Raw genomic sequence first — 17,768 nt, 5'->3', positions numbered from 1 at the left:
AGCCCATCCGGGGCGCTTGCCCACCAAACCCAGATGTACGGGCGGAGGTCCGATTGAGCAGAAAAGCTTCGAGTTCGCTCTTTGTCGCGATCGCCACCGGCGCCAGCATCGGCCTGCTGCTGCCGGCCCTGATCGTCGGTGGTCTGCTGATCGGCTTGCGTGAACCCCAGGTGGCCGAGCAGACCCGCGAACGCGAGATGCAGGCCAAGCTCGATGTGCTGGCCAGCAGTCTGCCCGAGCTGCTCTGGAACCTCGACGCCGTGGCGGCCCGCGAGGTGGTAGCCGCCATCGTCAAGTCGCCCGAGGTGGTCGGCGTGCGCGTCAGCGACAGCTCGCAGGCCCTGCCCTTCATCCAGATGCGCTTTCCCGAGCGCCAGCTGGGCCATGTCTACAAGGCCGAGCGTGACATCAACCGCGGCGACAGCAAGATCGGCCATATCGAGATCGAGATCGACGATCACCTGGCCAGCGCCGCGCTGACCCGCCAGCGCTGGCTCTACGGTGCCACCGTCGGCGGCCAGATCCTGGTGTCCTTGGCGCTGATCCTGGCCTTGATGAACTCGCGCGTGATGCGCCCCTTGCGCGAGCTGGGCCGCTTTGCCAATGACCTGGCCGAGGGCCGTTTCTCCAGCGAGCTGCACAGCGGCAGCGACGACGAGATCGGCCGCCTGGGCGGCCATCTGGGCCATATGCGCGATGCGCTGGAGCAGCAGTTCGAATCGCAGCGGCAGCTGATCTCTCGCTTGCGCGGCATGGCCGAGACGGTGCCCGGCGTGGTCTACCAGCTGCGCCTGGGCAAGGATGGCCGCTTCAGCTTTGCCTATGTCAGCGAGGCGGTGAAGGACTACTTCCGCCTCAACGCCGCGGCACTGAGCAACGACGCGATGGCCTGGTTCGATCAGATCCATCCGGAAGACCGCCCGCTGGTGCAGGACAGCCTGGCCGCCTCAGCCCGCCACATGAGCCCCTGGCAGCAGGAGTTCCGCACCCACAATGCCGATGGCAGCGAGCGCTGGCTCTATGGCAATGCTATCGCCCAGTTGGACGACGATGGCGCGGTGATCTGGCACGGCTTCCTGACCGACATCTCCCGCCAGCGCCGCGATGCGCTGGAGCTGGAGCGCTACCGCCATCATCTGGAAGAGCTGGTCGAGGCCCGCACCCGTGAGCTGGAGCAGGCCACCAAGGCCGCCGAGGCGGCCAATCTGGCCAAGAGCGCCTTCCTGGCCAATATGAGCCACGAGATTCGCACGCCGATGAACGCCATCATCGGCCTGACCTATCTGGCCCGCCGCGACAGCCACGAGCCCGAGCAACAGGCGCGGCTGAAGAAGGTCGCCGACGCCGCCGAGCATCTGCTCAGCGTTATCAACAATGTGCTGGACTTCTCCAAGATCGAGGCCGGCAAGCTGCAACTGCAGAAGACCGAGTTCACCGTCACCCAGGTGCTCGACAGCATCGGCAGCATGCTGGCACCCCGCGCGGCCGAGAAGCATCTGCAGGTGCAGATCGATGTCGACGACGAACTGGGGCAGCGGCCGCTGATGGGCGATTCGCAGCGCATCTCCGAGGTGCTGCTGAACTTTGCCGGCAACGCACTGAAGTTCACTGATGAAGGCTTTGTGCGTTTGAGCGCCCATGTCAGCGCCGAACAGGGCGAGCAGCTGCAGCTGCGCTTTGAGGTGCTGGACAGCGGCATCGGCATCAGCGAGGAAGCGCAGCAGCGCTTGTTCCAGGATTTCGAGCAGGCCGACAGCTCCACCACCCGGCGCTACGGCGGCACCGGCCTGGGCCTGGCCATCTGCAAACGCCTCGCAGCGTTGATGGGCGGCTCGGTCGGTGTGCAAAGCGAACCTGGCCACGGCAGTCGCTTCTGGCTCGATCTGAGCGTTGAGAAGGCCATCCCGACGCCGGGCGCCGCCCCGCTGCACCGCAGCCAGGCGGCCAAGGAGCTGCTGCAGCAATTCAGCGGCACCAAGATCCTGCTGGCCGAAGACAACGCGGTGAACCAGGAAGTGGCCGTCGCGCTGCTGGACAGCGCCGGCATCAGCGTCGACGTGGCCGGCGACGGCCGCCAGGCGCTGGAGATGGCCAGCCAGGGCGACTACGCGCTGATCCTGATGGATGTGCAGATGCCACTGATGGACGGCCTGGATGCCACCCGCGCCATCCGCGCCACGACACAGGGCCGCGACATCCCCATCCTGGCGATGACGGCCAATGCCTTTGCCGAGGAGCGCCAGCGCTGCCTGGATGCCGGCATGAATGACCATGTGGCCAAGCCGGTGGTCGCCGAGCAGCTGTTCACCACGCTGAAGTTCTGGCTCGGCCGCAGCAGGCACAACAGCTGAACGCGGCAGTCTCGCGCCTGTGCACTCCAGCAACGAGGCGTTGCAGTGCCTCAGGCAAGCGCCTATGCTGCCCTCCATACCGGCGCCATTCAACGCCGGCGCCAGGGAGGCGCCATGTCTGCTGCCCAAAAACGGCTGTACTGCAGTCTGCCGTTGGCGATCTCGGCCATCTTTGCTGCGTTGGCCTTGCCGGCAAACAGCCGAAGCGCCGAACGCTTGGTACTCACCACCGAGGAATATCCGCCCTACAACATGGCTGATGCGCGCGGGCAGGTGACCGGCATCTCGACCGACATCGTTCGCGCCCTGCTCGACGGCCTGGGCTATGAGTACGAGATCCAGCTGCTACCCTGGGCCCGCGCGATTGCCATGGCCCGCACCCAGGTCAACACCTGCGTCTACTCGATGTCGCGCACGCCCGAGCGCGAGGCGCTGTACAAATGGGTGGGCCCGCTGGTCTATAACGACTGGACCCTGTTTGCGCGCAGCGGCGCCAGCCGTCCGGCCCATCTCGACGAGGCAATGAATATGCGCATCGGCAGCTACCAGGGTGATGCCATCGTCGCCTATTTGCAGACCCGGGGCCACCAGGTCGATGTGGCGCCCACCGATGATGTGAACCCCAAAAAGCTGCTGGCTGGCCGCATCGACTACTGGGCCACCGGTCGCTTGATCGGCCAGTACCGGCTGCAGCAGCAAGGCCTTAGCGGCGTCGAGCCAGTGCTCAATTTCAACCGCACCGAGATGTACCTGGCCTGCAACCGCCAGCTACCGGACGAGCAGCTACGCCTGCTCAACAACACGCTGCAGACCATGGAGAAGAAAGGCCAGATCCGCAGGATCTACGCCCAGCACGGCTACACGCCTTGAGACCCGCCCTTGCGGATCAAGCCTCAATTCGATTCCTTGATCAGCCGCCCCGAACTCGGTTGAATCGGCCGCGCATTCATCGGGTAGAGCTTGCTGAAGATGGCGATCTGCGCGTTGGACAGCTGCACCGGCTGGCGCATCACCATCCACAGCACGCCTTCCGAACAGGGTGGTGTGGTCAGCGAGCCCATATAGGTGTAATAGGCACGGTCCTCGGGCAGCAGCTGGTTCAGGTCTATCGTGCCGGGCGCCGGCAGGGCCTCGCCTTTTTCCAGCGGCAGATTGTTCCAAATCGTCTGGATCAGCGGCTGGTCGCGGCCGCGCTCCAGCAACACCGCAACGACGCCGAGCTTGCCATCGGCATCCTTGTGCACCAGATGGGCCACCATATCGAACTGCCGGCCATTGACCCGCTCTTCGCTGGGTCTATGGAAATGGAACTGCAGCAGCTCGAAGCGCCGGCCCATCACCTGCAGGGCGTTGCCGGGCGCAACATTGACCTGCACGGTGTGGCCGTTGTCCAACACCGAGAAATTGCTGGGCTGGTACTCGAAGCGGATCTTCTCCAGGTCCACGCGGATGCCATCGCGGATGTCGATCGGGCTTTGCCGCGAGCCCAGCGCACATTGCTTGAATTCGGGCTTGAGCTCCCCCCAGCGATCGGGGCCGCCCTCGCCGGCATAGGCCCAGTGCAAGTCGTGGTGGCCGCCCTTGGCGTCTGGCTTGGCATCGGACTTGGCTTCGGACTTGCCCTCCGCCTTTGCTTTTCTGGGCGCTTCCTCGCGCCCCTTGGCCGATGCCTCGCGCGTGGACAATCGCTCGGCCAGGCGCTGGCGCAGGCTGCTCAGCGATTCATCGCCGGCGGCGGACTCCTTGTCGCCCTTCTCGGCCCGCTCAGACTTTTCCGCGGCCTTGGCCGGCTTGGCTTCGTTGGCCCAGGCCGTTGGCGCCAGCAGGGCCAGGCCCAGCCAGCTGGTGATGATGATCTTGCTTTGCAATGACATGGGAAGCTCCTTGGCACGCGCGGCGTGCCAGGGCACGCCCGCACGGCGTCTCCCCTGCTGTTTCGGTCGCGCCAGCCAAGTCTTGAGCGCCAGCGCAAGACCAGGCAGCAGCAGGCTTCAGCTCAGCTCGCGCTTGACCATCAGCCAGGCCAGCAGGCCGATGCTCATCATGCTGATCGAGGCCAGCGCCAGGCTCACTGTCGAGTGCATCACCAACGGCACGACGACGCCGGCGACCAGGCCATTGGCCGCACTGCCGATGCAGGCCTGCAGCGAGGACGCCATGCCGCGGCGCTCGGGCGCCTGGTCCAGCACCATCAGCGTCACCACCGGCACCATCAGCGCCCAACCAAAGGAGAAGCAGGAGATCACCGGCAGCGCCCAGAAGGGGCTGGGGCTGATCGTCAGGTTCAGCGTGACATTGAGCAGCGACACCGCCGTCATGATCACAAAGCCATGGCGGATCTGCCGCTTGGGGCGAATCTTGCCGGCCAGGCGGCCGCTGACCGCGGCGCCGGCCATGATGCCGCCGATGCTGAAGCAGAAGAACCAGAAGAACTGTGTCGGCGCCAGCTGCAGATGTTCACCAAGGAAGACCGGCGCCGACAGCACATAGAGGAACATGCCGTTGAAGGGAATGCCGCTGGCCAGTGCCAGCAGGATGAAGCGCTTGTTGCTGCACAGCTGCCAGTAGGCCGCCAGCAGGGGCCGGGGGTGAAAGGGCTGCACGGCGGCCGGGTCCAGCGTCTCGGGCAGCAAGCGCCAGTTGGCGATCCACAGCGCCACGCCAACCAACACCAGGAACCAGAAGATCGAATGCCAGTCGGCATGAACAAAGAGAAAACCACCCACCATGGGCGCGATGGCCGGCGCGACGCCAAAGAAGATCGTCACCTGCGACATCACGCGCTGCGCCTCTGACGGCGGAAACATATCGCGGATGATGGCCCGCGAGACCACCACGCCGGCCCCGGCCGACATGCCCTGCAGCGTGCGAAAGAAGATCAGCTGCGCGATGCTGGCCGACAGCGCACAGCCCAGCGAGGCCAGCGTGAAGATGGCCACGCCAGTGAGCACCACCGGGCGGCGGCCGAAACTGTCCGACAGAGCGCCATGGAAGAGGTTCATCAGCGCGAAGCCAAGCAGATAGCTGGACAGCGTCTGCTGCATCTGCACTGGCGTGGCCTGCAAGGCCTGCGCAATGCCGGCAAAGGCCGGCAGATAAGTGTCGATCGAGAAGGGACCGACCATGCCCAGGCAGGCCAGCAGAACGGCAAGCGCCCAACGCGGGCCGCGCCACAGGGTGCTGGCATGAGGATTCATAGGGGGTTTTGTGCGCTCAGCGCCCCTGCGATGAGAGGCGCCGATGCTGTGGGGACTACGGAGTGGAAAGTGTAGCGGTGCGCTCTAAACTCCGCAGCTTTCCTAGCGATCAACAGGGCATGCCAGAGACACTGAATATCGGCGTGATCGGGCTGGGCGTGATGGGCCAGCGCATGGTCGAACGCCTGGCCACGCATCCACGCCTGCGCGTCGCCGCAGCTTATGACGCCAGTGCTAGCACCCTGGCTCGCCTGCGCGCGCAGTGGCCGGCGATGAACCTGCTGGACAGCGCCGAGGCGGTGCTTGCCACACCGGGGCTGCGCGGTGTCTATATCGCCTCACCGCCCGACACCCATATCGCGCTGAGTGAGCAGGCTTTTGACGCCGGCCTCAGCGTGCTCTGCGAGAAGCCACTGAGCGTCGATGATGCGGCGGCCCAGGCCTGCATCGCGCGCATCAATGCCGAGCAGCGACGTGCTGCGGTGAACTTTTCGCTGGCTGCCTCGCCGAGCCTGGCTGCGCTGCAGCTGGCCTTTGGCGCCGCCTCGCATCTGCCGCTGGGCGCGCTGCAGCAAATCAACATCAGGCTGCGCTTCGCCGCTTGGCCGCGGCCCTGGCAGCAGGCGGCCGGTGCCTGGTTGAGCGAGCGCCAGCAGGGCGGCTTCAGCCGCGAGGTGCTGTCGCATTTCATCTTCGTGCTGCAGCGCGTGTTCGGCGCTGCCACGCTGGAGTGGAGTGAAGTCAGCTACCCGCCAGACGGCGAGGGTGCCGAGACGGCGCTGCGCGCCCGGCTGCTGGCCGCAGGGGTGCCGGTGAGCATCGATGCCCGAGTCGACGGCGATCAGCCCGATCTCAATCTGATGCAGTGGCAGGCCAGTGGGGGCAGCGTGGAATTGCATGACTGGTTCGGCGTTCGCCAGCAGCGGCTGCCACAGCCGATGGAAGCGCTGGGCAGCATCGACAGCCTGCGCCAGCGGGCCCAGGCCGAACAGATTGACCAATGGGTAGAGATGCTGCGCGGCCATTCGCACAGCCTGCCCGGATTCGCCGAAGCGTTGGCCGTGCAGCGCACGATAGAGGCGCTGTTGGCTGGGCACAGCGCCGAAGCAAAAAATGTGAAGCAAGCCGATAGGCCGGATTCTGTGCAAGACCTGACCCTTGCGGGCCAGGCCTTGTGACCGCCATTCCTCTTGGCCGCGCATCACTGCACGGCTCGGTGCCACCTACCCGCCAGCTCTGCGAGCCGCATCAACGCTGGCCTACTTGGTGTTGCTGCGCGTAGAGATTGCCCGTTTCACCCGGTGGTGGGCTTTGCCCACCACCGGGTGCTGGTCGGTTCGGGCTTTCGCCCGACGGTGCGAGGCTTTCGCCTCACCCCGCGCCAGCTTGCGCTGGCGCCGCCCAGACCACCCCGTGATGGACCCATCACCGACTCGTCTCTGTTGCTCTGATCCTCGGCTTTCGCCGGGCAGCCGTTAGCTGCTACGCTGCTCTATGCAGTCCGGACCTTCCTCCAGTGCCGTGTTTCCACGCTTGCACCAGCGGCGGTCTGGCTTGCTTCACCGCTGCATTATCGCTGATGGCCATGCGCGCCCATTGCATAAGGCTTGTCCAACCGTGCATAAGCGCGCGGCTACCATTGCGGCATCGCCTTGAGGAGCACCCATGCGTTTTGACAATGTTCTGGCCAGCATCGGCAACACCCCACACATCCGCATCAACCGCCTGTTCGGCAGCGAGGCCCAGGTCTGGGTCAAGTCCGAGCGCAGCAACCCGGGCGGCTCGATCAAGGACCGCATCGCCCTGGCGATGATTGAGGATGCCGAGCGCAGCGGCTTGCTCAAGCCCGGCGCGACCATCATCGAGCCGACCTCGGGCAATACCGGCGTCGGTCTGGCCATGGTGGCGGCCGTCAAGGGCTACAAGCTGGTGCTGGTGATGCCGGACAGCATGTCGGTCGAGCGCCGCCGGCTGATGCTGGCCTACGGCGCCAGCTTTGATCTGACGCCGCGCGAAAAAGGCATGAAGGGCGCGATCGCCCGCGCCGAGGAATTGCTGGCCGCCACGCCGGGCGCCTGGATGCCGCAGCAGTTCAAGAACCCGGCCAATATCGATGTCCATGTGCGCACCACCGCCGAGGAAATCCTCAAGGCCTTTCCCGAAGGCCTGGACGCGCTGATCACCGGCGTGGGTACCGGCGGCCATATTTCCGGCTGCGCCAAGGTGCTGAAGGCCGCCTGGCCGCAGCTGAAGGTGTTTGCCGTCGAGCCCTCGGCCTCGCCGGTCATCAGCGGTGGCTCGCCGGCGCCGCACCCGATCCAGGGCATTGGCGCCGGCTTCATTCCGGACAATCTGCTGACCGAGCTGCTCGACGGCGTGATCCAGGTCGAGGCCGAGGATGCCCGCGAGTACGCCCGCCGCTCGGCACGCGAGGAAGGCCTGCTGGTCGGCATCTCCAGCGGCGCCACACTCGCCGCGATTGCCCAGCAGCTGCCCAAGCTCGGCGCTGGCGCCCGTGTGCTTGGCTTCAACTACGACACCGGCGAGCGCTATCTGTCGATTGAGGGCTTCCTGCCCACGTGAGGGACCACCCCCTACGCGCTAACGCAGGCCTTGCAGGCCGCACCAGGCCAGAGGCCTGGTTCTGCGACAGGCACAAACGCCTTCGCGTGTGTGCCCGGTCGCAGCCCCCTCGAGGGGCGAGATCGGACAGAGTCAGTCCCTGCGGACTGACTCTCGCCGATTGAGCGCCATGGGGCCTGACTGCCCCATGGCAGGCTCGAGGGCCCGGCCAAGCCGGATCCCCGAGCCTCGCCGGGTCGGCGTGTTTGTACCGCCACCGTTGCGCGTTGACGCACGGTCCTTATCAGCCCCCTCTCATCAATCCGAATTGCCATCCAGGCTGGGCGTGTCGTTTTCCTTGCCGGCCTGGCGGGCCAGTTCGGCTTCGAGGGGGCGCAGTGAGTCGAGCAGCTGCTCGGGCGTTTTCGGGGCGACCAGGCGCAGCGCCGGCGGCGGCAGGTTGCTGAGGTAGGCGGGCCCGAACCAGTGCTGTTGTTCGCTGCGTTTGGCTGCCATCAGACCGAAGCCGAGCAGCAGCATGGCCACCAGCACCATCGCCAGCCCGCGCCGAGCGCGCGGCCAGACGGCACTGGCATGCCACCACAGCAACGCAGCAATGCCGCAGGGGAACGCCAGGCTGTCCAGCGCCATCAGGCGCGGCACCGAAAAGGCGTAAGCCACAACGGGCAGCGCCATGCCCAGCAGGTGCAGGCCGGTCAGGCCGATCAGCGCCCGCTTCAGATGGGCATGGAAGGGGAACCAGTGCTGAAACAACTGGGTCACCAGGGACCACAGCGCCGCCCAGCCGGCCACAATGGCCAGCGGCCACAGCACCGGCCCGGCGTAATCGGTCCAGCGTGCGCCGGGGTCCAGATTGGCCCACTGGTCATACCAGAGCAGCAGCGCCCACAACGAGGCAAGCGCTGGCACCCACAGATGGCGCAGGTGGCTGCGGCTGGTCTCCGGTTGCGACAAGGGTCGCTCCTCGGGCAGCGCTTCCAGACTGGTGCGCAGGCGCAGCAGGCTGGCGCCCAGTTGCAAGACGGTGGTCGTCGGCCAGGCACTGCGCTGCCCGGGCTGCAGCCGCTGCCGGCCCAGCCAACCGCCGTTGATGCTGTCCAGCATCTGCAATTCAGGCCCCTGCTCGGTCCAGTGCAGTTCGGCATGGAAGCCGGCCAGATGCGGATCGGCCAGCACCAGCGTGCACTCGGGCGAGCGGCCAACACTGAGCGGCCAGCCCTGCACCTTGTGGCTCTGGCGAACGCGGCCGTCGCGGTCCAGGATTTCGATTACCGCGGCGTGGACCATGCGAACCCCTTCAGATAATGGTCGGCCAGCTTGATCGCATTGGCAAAGCTGACGCCCTTGGCATCGAAACGCCCCAGTGCGCCTTCGGTATCGGCATCGACGGTGGTCACCAGCACGCTCAGATCATGCAGGCCGCTGAGCTTGCGATAAGCGCGCAGGCAGACGACGGCACGCAGCGGCAGGCCGTCGCGCTGAACAAAGTCTTCCTTGCAGAACGGCGCGGTGCGATCGCGATCGTCGCGGCCCAGGCGCTCGTTGCGGAAGCTGTTCGAGTACTGGCGCGCAAAACGCAGCGCACCGAGCTTGCTGCCGTCATAGGCCTCGTGTGACATGTCCAGATAGCCGGTCTGCATCTCGCCGTTGATGAACACGGCATGCTCCATCCGGCATTGCGAGCGCTGGAATTCCAGGCCCTTGCTGTCGGCCGGCGTGCCACGCCCCCAGCAGCGCATGAACTGCTCCTGCGGCACTGGCAGCTGGTAGCGCGCATGGCCGGCGCTGCGCCAGGGCTGTTCCATGAAACGGCCGACCAACTCATCCTGATAACGCTTGAGCTGCTCGGTCAGCCGCGGCCAGGCGGCTTGCGTGATCGGCTTGGCATTGCGGCTGCGCTGCAGCAATGCCTCGGCATATTCGGCCGGCACCAGAAAGCTCATCTGCTGAGCGAAGAACATCGCCGAGACGTTGACACCGACGACGCGACCGTCCTCGTCAACCACCGGCCCGCCGCTCATGCCCGAGTTGATCGAGCCCGAGTAATAGATCAGCGCATCGAAGCTGCGCTCGACCAGGCCGTTGAAATTGCCCTCGACGACGGCAAAGGCCACATCGTGCGGATTGCCCATCGAATAGATGCGGTCGCCCTTGCTCAGCGGCTGACTCTGCGGCCGGAATTGCATCGCCGGCACGTTCTTGAGATCGGCGACGCGCAGCAGGGCCAGATCGCGGCGCACATCGAAATCAAGCAGCTCCAGCGCCCCGCCCTGCCCCTCGGTGCCCGCGTAACGAAGCCGGTAGCGATCGGGCTCCAGCGCGAACTGGCTGATCACGTGGTAATTGGTGATCACATGGCCGTCTTCGCTGACGACAAAGCCGGACCCGACCGAGGCCTGGCTGTCCTGGTTCTTCAGCAGCGTGCGGATCTGCAGCAGCTGGCCGCGGGCGCGTTCATAGACGCGCCGCGCCGTGGCCGAGACCGGTGCGGGCGCCGAGGCCGCAGCGGCGGGAGCGACGACAGCCGTTGCAGCAGGTGTCGCCGCTGGCTTGGCCGCAGGCGCTGTGGCGCGGCCAGGCTGGGCCTGGGCCGGCAGGCACAGGCCGCCGCTGAGGCCCAGCGCCAGGCAGACGCTCAGCAAGGCCTGCAGCAGGCGCGGCGTGAGGCGCAGTGTCTGGCGCGGCATCGAGCGCGAATCGGGGTCGGACAAGGCAAGGCTCCTGCTCAGATGGGCAAAGCGGCGATGCTAGCTGGTTTGCCGCAGCGCCGATCTGCGAAAAACCTGCGCATCGGCATAAAAGTCTGCGTCCTGCGGCTGATCGGCCCAGCCGGGAATGCCCAGCACGGGCAGCGGATGAAAGGGCTTGGCGGCCAAGTCGGCAGGCTGCATGCGATCGAGGGGCTGCAGCAAGGTGTGGGCGCAGATGGCCTTGCGTGGCTGCAGCAGCTTCTCCAGCAAGGCGTGGCCGACGATCTGCAGCCGCGCCTCGCGCCACAGCGGTCTCAAAGCGATGAAGAGCTGCGGCCAGTCGCGCCGCTGCAGGGCCGCCAGCAGGGCCGGCGGCCCGCTGAGAAAGGCCGCGTTCTCATCCAGCAGCGTCAGCGCATCGCGCAGCGCGCCGCGCTGCGGCCCGACGCCCCCCTGGTCGAGCAGCGCCTGGGCATGCCAGTGGTTCAGGCGCAGCTTCAGCGCCGGCCAGTGCAGCCAGATCAGCCCATTGAAGAAGTCATGCCAGTTGTGCCGGGTTGGCACCGCGGCCTCGGCATGGATGAAGGCTTCGTAGGCCTGGCCGTCGGGCAGGCAGCGCTGCTCGACAAAGCGCAGCGCCCGCCCGTCCTCACGGACGATGGGCGCTGTCGCCAGCGCATCGTTGAGCGCCTCGGCCACCGTGCAACCATGGGCAATGCACGCCAGCAGCGCCTCACCCCGCTGGCGATAGGGCTGGAACCAGGGCCGCGACCAATCGATCGCGCCGCCGTCCAGCGTCAGACCATCTGCCACGCCAGTGCTTCGCCGCCACGCAGCGGCTTGAGCAAGGCGTCGCCAAAGGGCACGCTCTCGGGCAGCGTCCAGCTCTGCTTGCGCAGCGTCACCGTGTCGGTGTTGCGCGGCAGGCCGTAGAAATCGGCACCATTGAAGCTGGCGAAGGCTTCGAGCTTGTCCAGCGCGCCCATCGCCTCGAAGGCGTCGGCATAGAGCTCCAGCGCCGACAAGGCGGTGAAGCAACCGGCGCCGCAGACCGAGTTCTCCTTCATCACCGAGGCGTGCGGGGCACTGTCGGTACCGAGGAAGAACTTCGGGCTGCCCGAGGTGGCCGCCTTGATCAGCGCCTGGCGATGGGTCTCACGCTTCAACACCGGCAGACAGTAGTAGTGCGGGCGCAGGCCGCCGGTGAAGATGGCGTTGCGGTTGTAGAGCAGATGCTGCGGCGTCAGCGTGGCGGCGGTGAAACGATCGGCCTCGCTGACGTACTGGGCCGCTTCCAAGGTGGTGATGTGCTCGAACACCACCTTCAGCTCGGGGAAGTCGCGGCGCAGCGGGCGCATCACGCGGTCGATGAACACCGCCTCGCGGTCGAACACATCGATGTCCGGGTCGGTGACTTCGCCATGCACCAGGAACAAGAGGCCGGCGCGCTGCATCGCCTCCAGCGTCTTGTAGCACTTGCGCAGATCGGTGACGCCGGCATCGCTATTGGTGGTGGCGCCGGCCGGATAGAGTTTCAGCGCCACCACGCCGGCCGCCTTGGCCGCAGCGATTTCCTCCGGCGGCGTGTTGTCGGTCAGGTAGAGCGTCATCAGCGGCTCGAACTTCAGCCCGGCCGGCACAGCGGCGAGGATGCGTTCGCGATAGGTCGCCGCCTGGGCCGCGGTGGTCACCGGCGGGCGCAGATTGGGCATCACGATGGCGCGGCCGAACTGGCGCGCCGTGTAGGGCACGACGCTGTGCATGGCCGCGCCATCGCGCAGGTGCAGATGCCAATCGTCGGGGCGGGTGAGGGTCAGTACGGTGTCGCTCATGGCGCAATTGTTACAGACTCGCGGTCTCGGTCGGTCACTCCAAAGTGAGCAGACCTTTGCCGCAGCACATAAAACCGCCCTACCCGCGGTGCTAAGCTTTTTCACCAGAGGAGGTCGGCCGCCTGACCTGCCGCGCATGACGTGGACGAGGCAGCGCCGGTCGGGACAGGATGACAACGATCAGCAGCCCCATCAGCCCTGAACAGGCCCTGAGCCGGGCCGGCGAAATGCTGGACCGTGGCCGCCTCGACGACGCCTTGGCCGCCGCCCAGCAAAGCCGGGAGCTGGCGCTGGACGCTTCGGACGAGATCGCCGTGGCGCGTGCCGCCACCATGGTGGGCACCATCATGGCCTACCAGACACGCTACGAGGACAGCATGCAATGGCTGCTGCCCAACATTCCCATTGTCGAAGGCACGGAGTACCGCCACGAACTGGGCCGCTCCTACAGCGTGCTGGGCTTCGCGCTGGGCGTACTCGGCGACCCGGAACGTGGCCTGGAATGGGCCAGCAAGGCGCTGGCGCTGGCCGAGCGTCAGGGCGTGCCACGGGCGCTGGTGCGCGCCCATATCAACCGCGCGGTGCTGATCGACCAGATGGGCGATTGGCAGCGCGCCGAGCAAAGCCTGCTGACCGGCCTGGAGCAGGCGCGGATTCACGGCTTCCATGTCTCGGAATGCGCCGCCCTGCTGAACCTGGGCGAGGTGCATATGCATCAGGCCCATGGGCTGCGCGAGGATGGCGACGAGATGGCATCAATCCGCCATGCCCGCGCCGCCGGTGACTGGTACCAGCGCGCCATCGTCGCCTCGCGGCTGCATGACTACGAAACCACGCTGGCCGACGCCTTGGTCAAGGCTGCCAAGGCCCATGTGCTGGAGGGCCGAATGGCCGAGGTGCCCGCCCTGCTGGCACAGGTCGCGCCGTTGGCCACACGCAAGCTGGAACTGCAGGTCGAGATGCAGCTGACCCGCGGCATGGCAGCGGTCGAGGCCGGCCGGGAGCAGGAAGCACGTCAGGCACTGGAGGTGGCCCTGCAAGGCGCGCAGGAATGCAATCAACCCGATCTGCTGCATGCCGTGCTCTACGAGCTGTGCCGGCTGGAGCGACTCTACGGCCATCTGCAGGATGCATTGCGCCATTTCGAGGCCCGGCATCGCTCGATGATCGAACAGTACAAGCGCCGGCTACGGATGGTCGCGCGCAGCGCCGAACTCTGGGCCGAGGCCGAGCAGGCCCGCCAGCAGGCCCGCCACGCCATCCAGCGCGAGGCCGAACTGCTGAAGAACCAGGCCGAGTTGCTGGCCCGCGCCGAGCAGTTGCGCCAGGACGCCATGCGCGATGGCCTGACCGAGATCCTGAACCGGCGCGGCATGGAGGCCGCCGCCCGCGCGCTGCTGCAGCAGGACGGCCCGCTGGCGCTGGCCCTGATCGATGCCGATCATTTCAAGCAGGTCAACGATGTCTTCGGCCATGCCACCGGCGATGCGGTGCTCAAGCAGCTGGCCCGGCTGCTGGAGCAGGACACGCGCAGCAGCGACATCCTGGCCCGGCTGGGCGGCGAAGAATTCGTGCTGCTGCTGCCAGGCACCACCGCCAACGAAGCAAGCAGCCTGTGCGAGCGGGTGCGGCGCCGCGTCGAGGCCCACGACTGGACGGCGCTGGCGCCCGGCCTGCAGGTCAGGATCAGCCTGGGCCTGCACCACCGGCAGGGCAGCGAAGACCTGGACAAGCTGCTGGCCCTGGCCGACCGTGCGCTCTACGAGGCCAAGGCCGCGGGGCGCAACTGCGTGCGCTGCAGCAGCGTCTGAAGGTCGCCGCTACTCCAGGCGGCGTTCAACGCCTGCGCTCAGTGCTGCAGGATCTTGGCGAGGAAATCCTTGGCCCGTGGCGAGCGCGCGTCCGGGTTGCCGAAGAACTCGTCGCGTTTGCAGTCTTCGATGACGCGGCCAGCGTCCATGAAGATGACGCGGTGGCTGACCTTGCGGGCAAAGCCCATCTCGTGGGTGACGCACATCATCGTCATGCCCTCGTTGGCCAGCTGCACCATCACGTCGAGCACTTCACCGACCATCTCCGGGTCCAGCGCCGAAGTTGGCTCGTCGAACAGCATCACGATGGGGTCCATCGCCAGCGCGCGGGCAATCGCCACGCGCTGCTGCTGACCGCCAGAGAGCTGACCGGGGAACTTGTCCTTGTGCGCCGTCAGGCCGACGCGTTCCAGCATCTTCAGGCCGCGGGTCTTGGCCTCGTCGAGGCTGCGGCCCAGCACCTTGACCTGGGCCAGCGTCAGGTTCTCGGTCACCGACAGATGCGGGAACAGCTCGAAATGCTGGAACACCATGCCCACCCGCGAACGCAGCTTGGGCAGATTGGTCTTGGGATCGGCCAGCGAGATGCGGTCAACGACGATATCGCCCTTCTGGAAAGGCTCCAACGCGTTGACCGTCTTGATCAGCGTCGATTTGCCCGAGCCGGACGGGCCGCAGACGACGACGACCTCGCCCTTGTTGATGGTGGTCGAGCAGTCGGTCAGCACCTGGAAGTTGCCGTACCACTTGGACACGTTCTTGATTTCAATCATGGACTTTGTGCTCCGTAGCGCGGCGACCGGGGTCAGGTCTTGCCAACCCAGCGCCGCACCACTCAATCAGCGGATGATGGCAATCTTCTTCTGCAGCCGACGCACCAGCATCGACAGGCTGAAACAGATGAGGAAGTAAACGGCCGCGGCCATCAGATAGGTCTCCACCGGCCGGTTGAAATTGCGCCCGGCCACCTCGAAGCCCTTGAGCAGGTCATAGGCGCCGATCGCATAGACCAGCGAGGTGTCCTGGAAGAGGATGATGGTCTGCGTCAGCAGCACCGGCAACATATTGCGGAAGGCCTGCGGCAGCACCACCAGCGTCATCGTCTGGCCATAACTCATGCCCAGCGCCTGCGCGGCGTGGGTCTGGCCCTTGGGCACACTTTGCACACCGGCGCGCATGATCTCGGCGTAATAGGCCGCCTCGAACAGCGTGAAGGTGATGAAGGCCGACAGCTCGGCACTGATCGGGCCCGTCAGCAAGGGCACCAGCAGGAAGAACCACAGGATCACCATCACCAGCGGCACCGAGCGCAGCAGGTTCACATAGGCCGCCGCCGGCGCGGCCAGCCAGCGCTGGCCGGACAGGCGCATCAGCGCCAACACCGTGCCCAGCAAGATGCCGCCGACCATGGCCACCAGAGTCAGCTGGATGGAGAACAGAAAGCCCTTCTGGATGAAGGCGCGCAGGAAATCGGCGTTCAAAAAGCCGTAGTCGAGATTCATTTGGCCACCCCCGCCACGCCGGGCACACGGACCGCGCGCTCGATCACCGTGGCCAGCAGATAGACGCTGAAGGCCGAAACGAAATACAGCAGGGTGACGATGGCATAGACCTCCGTCGGCCGCGAGGTTTCCTCACCAACCTGGCGGGCAAACTGCGTCAGCTCCAGCACCGACAGCGCAAACGCCACCGAGCTGTTCTTGACCAGGCTCATCGCTTCGCTGGTCAGCGGCGGAATGATGGTCCTGAAGGCCACCGGCAGCAGCACGAATCGGTAGGTCTGCCATTGCGACAGGCCCAGGGCCATGCCTGCAGCGCGCTGACCCGAAGGAATCGCCATGATGCCGGCGCGCACCTGCTCGGAAATCCGTGCCGAGGTGAAGAAGCCCAGGCCGAGGGCCGCCAGCAGGTAGTTCGGGAGTTGCTTCATGGCCGGGATGAACTCGGCGATGACGAAGAACCACAGAAACAGCTGGACGATCAGCGGCAGATTGCGGAACAGCTCGGTCCAGCATTCACCGATCAACACCAGCGGCTTGCGCCGGGTGGTGCGCAGCACCCCCATCAGCGAACCGATGGCCAGCGCCAGCACCAGGCCGATCGCCGACACCGCCAGCGTCCAGCCCCAAGCCGAGACCAGCCAGTCGAGGTAGGTCTGCGCCCGCCCCTCACCCAAGCAGGACGCGGCGATCGTTCCGTCGACCGTGTCCTTGCACCACAATTCCTGCCACTCGAATGCCATACAGCTCCGTCCTGCCAATCACCGTCACCTCTGTACGGCAAGGGCGGACCCGCAGGCCCGCCCCTGATGCCGTTGCAGCGCCGGGCGCTTACTTCTTGGCGTACTCTTCCATCGGCTTGTCGTTCGGGTTGGCCCAGGCGGCCTTGGTCGCCTCATTGACCGGCATGCCGATCTTGGCGCCTGCCGGCGGGATCGGCTGCAGGAACCACTTGTCGTAGGTCTTGGCCAGTTCGCCGGACTTGATCTGTGCCTTGATGCTGTCGTCGACCGCCTTCTTGAAGGCCGGGTCGTCCTTGCGCATCATGATGGCGATGGGCTCGACCGACAGCACCTCGCCGACGATCTTGAAATCGGCCGGGTTCTTCGAGGTGGCGATGTTCTTGGCCAGGATGGAGCCGTCCATCACGAAGGCGTCGGCGCGGCCCGATTCGAGCAGCAGGAAGCTGTCGGCGTGATCCTTGCCGAACACTTCCTTGAAGTCGATGCCGGTGGCGCGCTCATGCTTGCGCAGGGTCTGCACCGAGGTCGTGCCGGTGGTCGTGGCCACGGTCTTGCCTTGCAGCTGATTGATGGACGTGACGCCGGAATTGGCCTTCACCGCGATCCGCACTTCCTCGACATAGGTGGTGACGGCGAAGGCAACCTCCTTCTGGCGCGCCAGATTGTTGGTCGTCGAGCCGCACTCCAGGTCGACATTGCCACCCAGCACCAGCGGGATGCGGTTTTGCGAAGTCACCGGCTGATAGCGAACGTCCAGCTTGGCCAGGCCCAGCTGCTTCTGGACATCGGCCAGCACCTTGGTGCAGACGTCGATGTGGTAGCCGACGTACTTGCCATCACCGATGGTGTAGGACAGGCCCGACGACTCGCGCACGCCCATGGTCACGGCGCCGCTGTCCTTGATCTTCTTCAGCGTGTCCTCGGCATGCACGCCGCTCACCGCGACCAAAAGGGCCAGTACCAGCATCGACTTCTTCATAGGGGCTCCTGAAAAGCGGGTTCGAAAAAAGATAGTGAAGCAGACCACGGCATGGCCTGCTTCGGGGTACGGGGTTTCACGCA

Annotated in this window: 15 protein-coding genes, 1 other RNA gene and 1 pseudogene; 5 read left to right on the top strand and 12 right to left on the bottom strand. The window is 66.0% G+C overall.

Translation table 11 applies throughout. The features are described 5' to 3' along the window. Positions 1–53 precede the first annotated feature (53 nt). Both RQP53_RS13365 and RQP53_RS13360 read left to right on the top strand, forming a co-directional pair. A complete protein-coding gene (locus RQP53_RS13365; RefSeq protein WP_315650821.1) occupies positions 54–2,351 on the top strand; it encodes an ATP-binding protein in 2,298 nt (765 codons plus the stop codon). A 114-nt stretch (positions 2,352–2,465) separates the two neighbouring features. After that, positions 2,466–3,221, top strand: a complete 756-nt coding sequence (locus RQP53_RS13360; RefSeq protein ID WP_315650820.1) for a substrate-binding periplasmic protein — start codon at positions 2,466–2,468, stop codon at positions 3,219–3,221. 23 nt (positions 3,222–3,244) lie between these two features. Here the strand turns inward: RQP53_RS13360 and RQP53_RS13355 are convergent, their stop codons facing one another. Continuing rightward, positions 3,245–4,225, bottom strand: a complete 981-nt coding sequence (locus RQP53_RS13355) for a carbonic anhydrase (protein ID WP_315650819.1) — start codon at positions 4,223–4,225, stop codon at positions 3,245–3,247. A gap of 117 nt (positions 4,226–4,342) precedes the next feature. After that, the gene (locus RQP53_RS13350) at positions 4,343–5,548 is read right to left on the bottom strand and encodes a multidrug effflux MFS transporter (protein WP_315650818.1); all 1,206 of its coding nucleotides are present in this window, start codon (positions 5,546–5,548) and stop codon (positions 4,343–4,345) included. Between the two features lie 119 nt (positions 5,549–5,667). Between RQP53_RS13350 and RQP53_RS24690 the strand changes: the two are divergent. Continuing rightward, positions 5,668–5,979: pseudogene (locus tag RQP53_RS24690) on the top strand (Gfo/Idh/MocA family oxidoreductase); the annotation flags it as partial. Here RQP53_RS24690 and RQP53_RS13345 read toward each other — a convergent pair. Next, on the bottom strand, positions 5,887–6,573 hold the full coding sequence (locus RQP53_RS13345) for a hypothetical protein (protein WP_315650817.1): 687 nt from the start codon (positions 6,571–6,573) through the stop codon (positions 5,887–5,889). The pseudogene RQP53_RS24690 and the gene RQP53_RS13345 sit on opposite strands and share 93 nt — an antisense overlap. 88 nt (positions 6,574–6,661) lie before the next feature. After that, an RNA gene (rnpB, locus tag RQP53_RS13340) (RNase P RNA component class A) lies at positions 6,662–7,109 on the bottom strand. A gap of 104 nt (positions 7,110–7,213) precedes the next feature. Here rnpB and cysK point away from each other — a divergent pair. Then, positions 7,214–8,131, top strand: coding sequence for a cysteine synthase A (gene cysK / locus RQP53_RS13335; RefSeq protein ID WP_315650816.1), 918 nt, complete (start codon positions 7,214–7,216; stop codon positions 8,129–8,131). A 297-nt stretch (positions 8,132–8,428) separates the two neighbouring features. On the opposite strand, the gene RQP53_RS13330 is transcribed toward cysK, so the two are convergent. From RQP53_RS13330 to pyrC, 4 genes are read right to left on the bottom strand one after another with little or no spacing between them, the layout of a single operon-like run. Continuing rightward, complete coding sequence (locus RQP53_RS13330) at positions 8,429–9,418, bottom strand: FHA domain-containing protein (protein WP_315650815.1); 990 nt, start codon at positions 9,416–9,418, stop codon at positions 8,429–8,431. Then, positions 9,400–10,842 (bottom strand): S1 family peptidase, encoded by a 1,443-nt coding sequence (locus RQP53_RS13325; protein ID WP_315650814.1) that lies wholly within the window; start codon positions 10,840–10,842, stop codon positions 9,400–9,402. The genes RQP53_RS13330 and RQP53_RS13325 overlap by 19 nt, the downstream gene beginning before the upstream one ends. 36 nt (positions 10,843–10,878) lie before the next feature. Next, complete coding sequence (locus RQP53_RS13320; RefSeq protein WP_315650813.1) at positions 10,879–11,634, bottom strand: DUF3025 domain-containing protein; 756 nt, start codon at positions 11,632–11,634, stop codon at positions 10,879–10,881. Beyond that, on the bottom strand, positions 11,619–12,653 hold the full coding sequence (gene pyrC / locus RQP53_RS13315; protein WP_315650812.1) for a dihydroorotase: 1,035 nt from the start codon (positions 12,651–12,653) through the stop codon (positions 11,619–11,621). Before pyrC ends, RQP53_RS13320 begins: the two co-directional genes overlap by 16 nt. Before the next feature lie 170 nt (positions 12,654–12,823). Between pyrC and RQP53_RS13310 the strand changes: the two genes are divergently transcribed. Beyond that, positions 12,824–14,464 (top strand): diguanylate cyclase, encoded by a 1,641-nt coding sequence (locus RQP53_RS13310; RefSeq protein ID WP_315650811.1) that lies wholly within the window; start codon positions 12,824–12,826, stop codon positions 14,462–14,464. A gap of 38 nt (positions 14,465–14,502) precedes the next feature. Here the strand turns inward: RQP53_RS13310 and RQP53_RS13305 are convergent, their stop codons facing one another. The 4 genes from RQP53_RS13305 to RQP53_RS13290 form a co-directional block, all read right to left on the bottom strand. Continuing rightward, positions 14,503–15,237: an amino acid ABC transporter ATP-binding protein gene (locus tag RQP53_RS13305; RefSeq protein WP_315650810.1), complete on the bottom strand. Its 735-nt coding sequence runs from the start codon at positions 15,235–15,237 to the stop codon at positions 14,503–14,505. 66 nt (positions 15,238–15,303) lie between these two features. Further along, the gene (locus RQP53_RS13300) at positions 15,304–15,966 is read right to left on the bottom strand and encodes an amino acid ABC transporter permease (protein ID WP_315650809.1); all 663 of its coding nucleotides are present in this window, start codon (positions 15,964–15,966) and stop codon (positions 15,304–15,306) included. Further along, positions 15,963–16,706: an amino acid ABC transporter permease gene (locus RQP53_RS13295; protein WP_315650807.1), complete on the bottom strand. Its 744-nt coding sequence runs from the start codon at positions 16,704–16,706 to the stop codon at positions 15,963–15,965. The genes RQP53_RS13300 and RQP53_RS13295 overlap by 4 nt, the downstream gene beginning before the upstream one ends. 88 nt (positions 16,707–16,794) lie before the next feature. Further along, positions 16,795–17,685 (bottom strand): amino acid ABC transporter substrate-binding protein, encoded by an 891-nt coding sequence (locus RQP53_RS13290; protein ID WP_315650806.1) that lies wholly within the window; start codon positions 17,683–17,685, stop codon positions 16,795–16,797. Positions 17,686–17,768 lie beyond the last annotated feature (83 nt).

This window comes from Roseateles aquae (assembly GCF_032337115.1).
GTDB classification, from domain to species: Bacteria; Pseudomonadota; Gammaproteobacteria; order Burkholderiales; family Burkholderiaceae_C; genus Roseateles_C; species Roseateles_C aquae.
The sequence above is the reverse complement of the archived record's forward strand: the minus strand, read 5'-3'. Positions and strand labels throughout refer to the sequence as shown.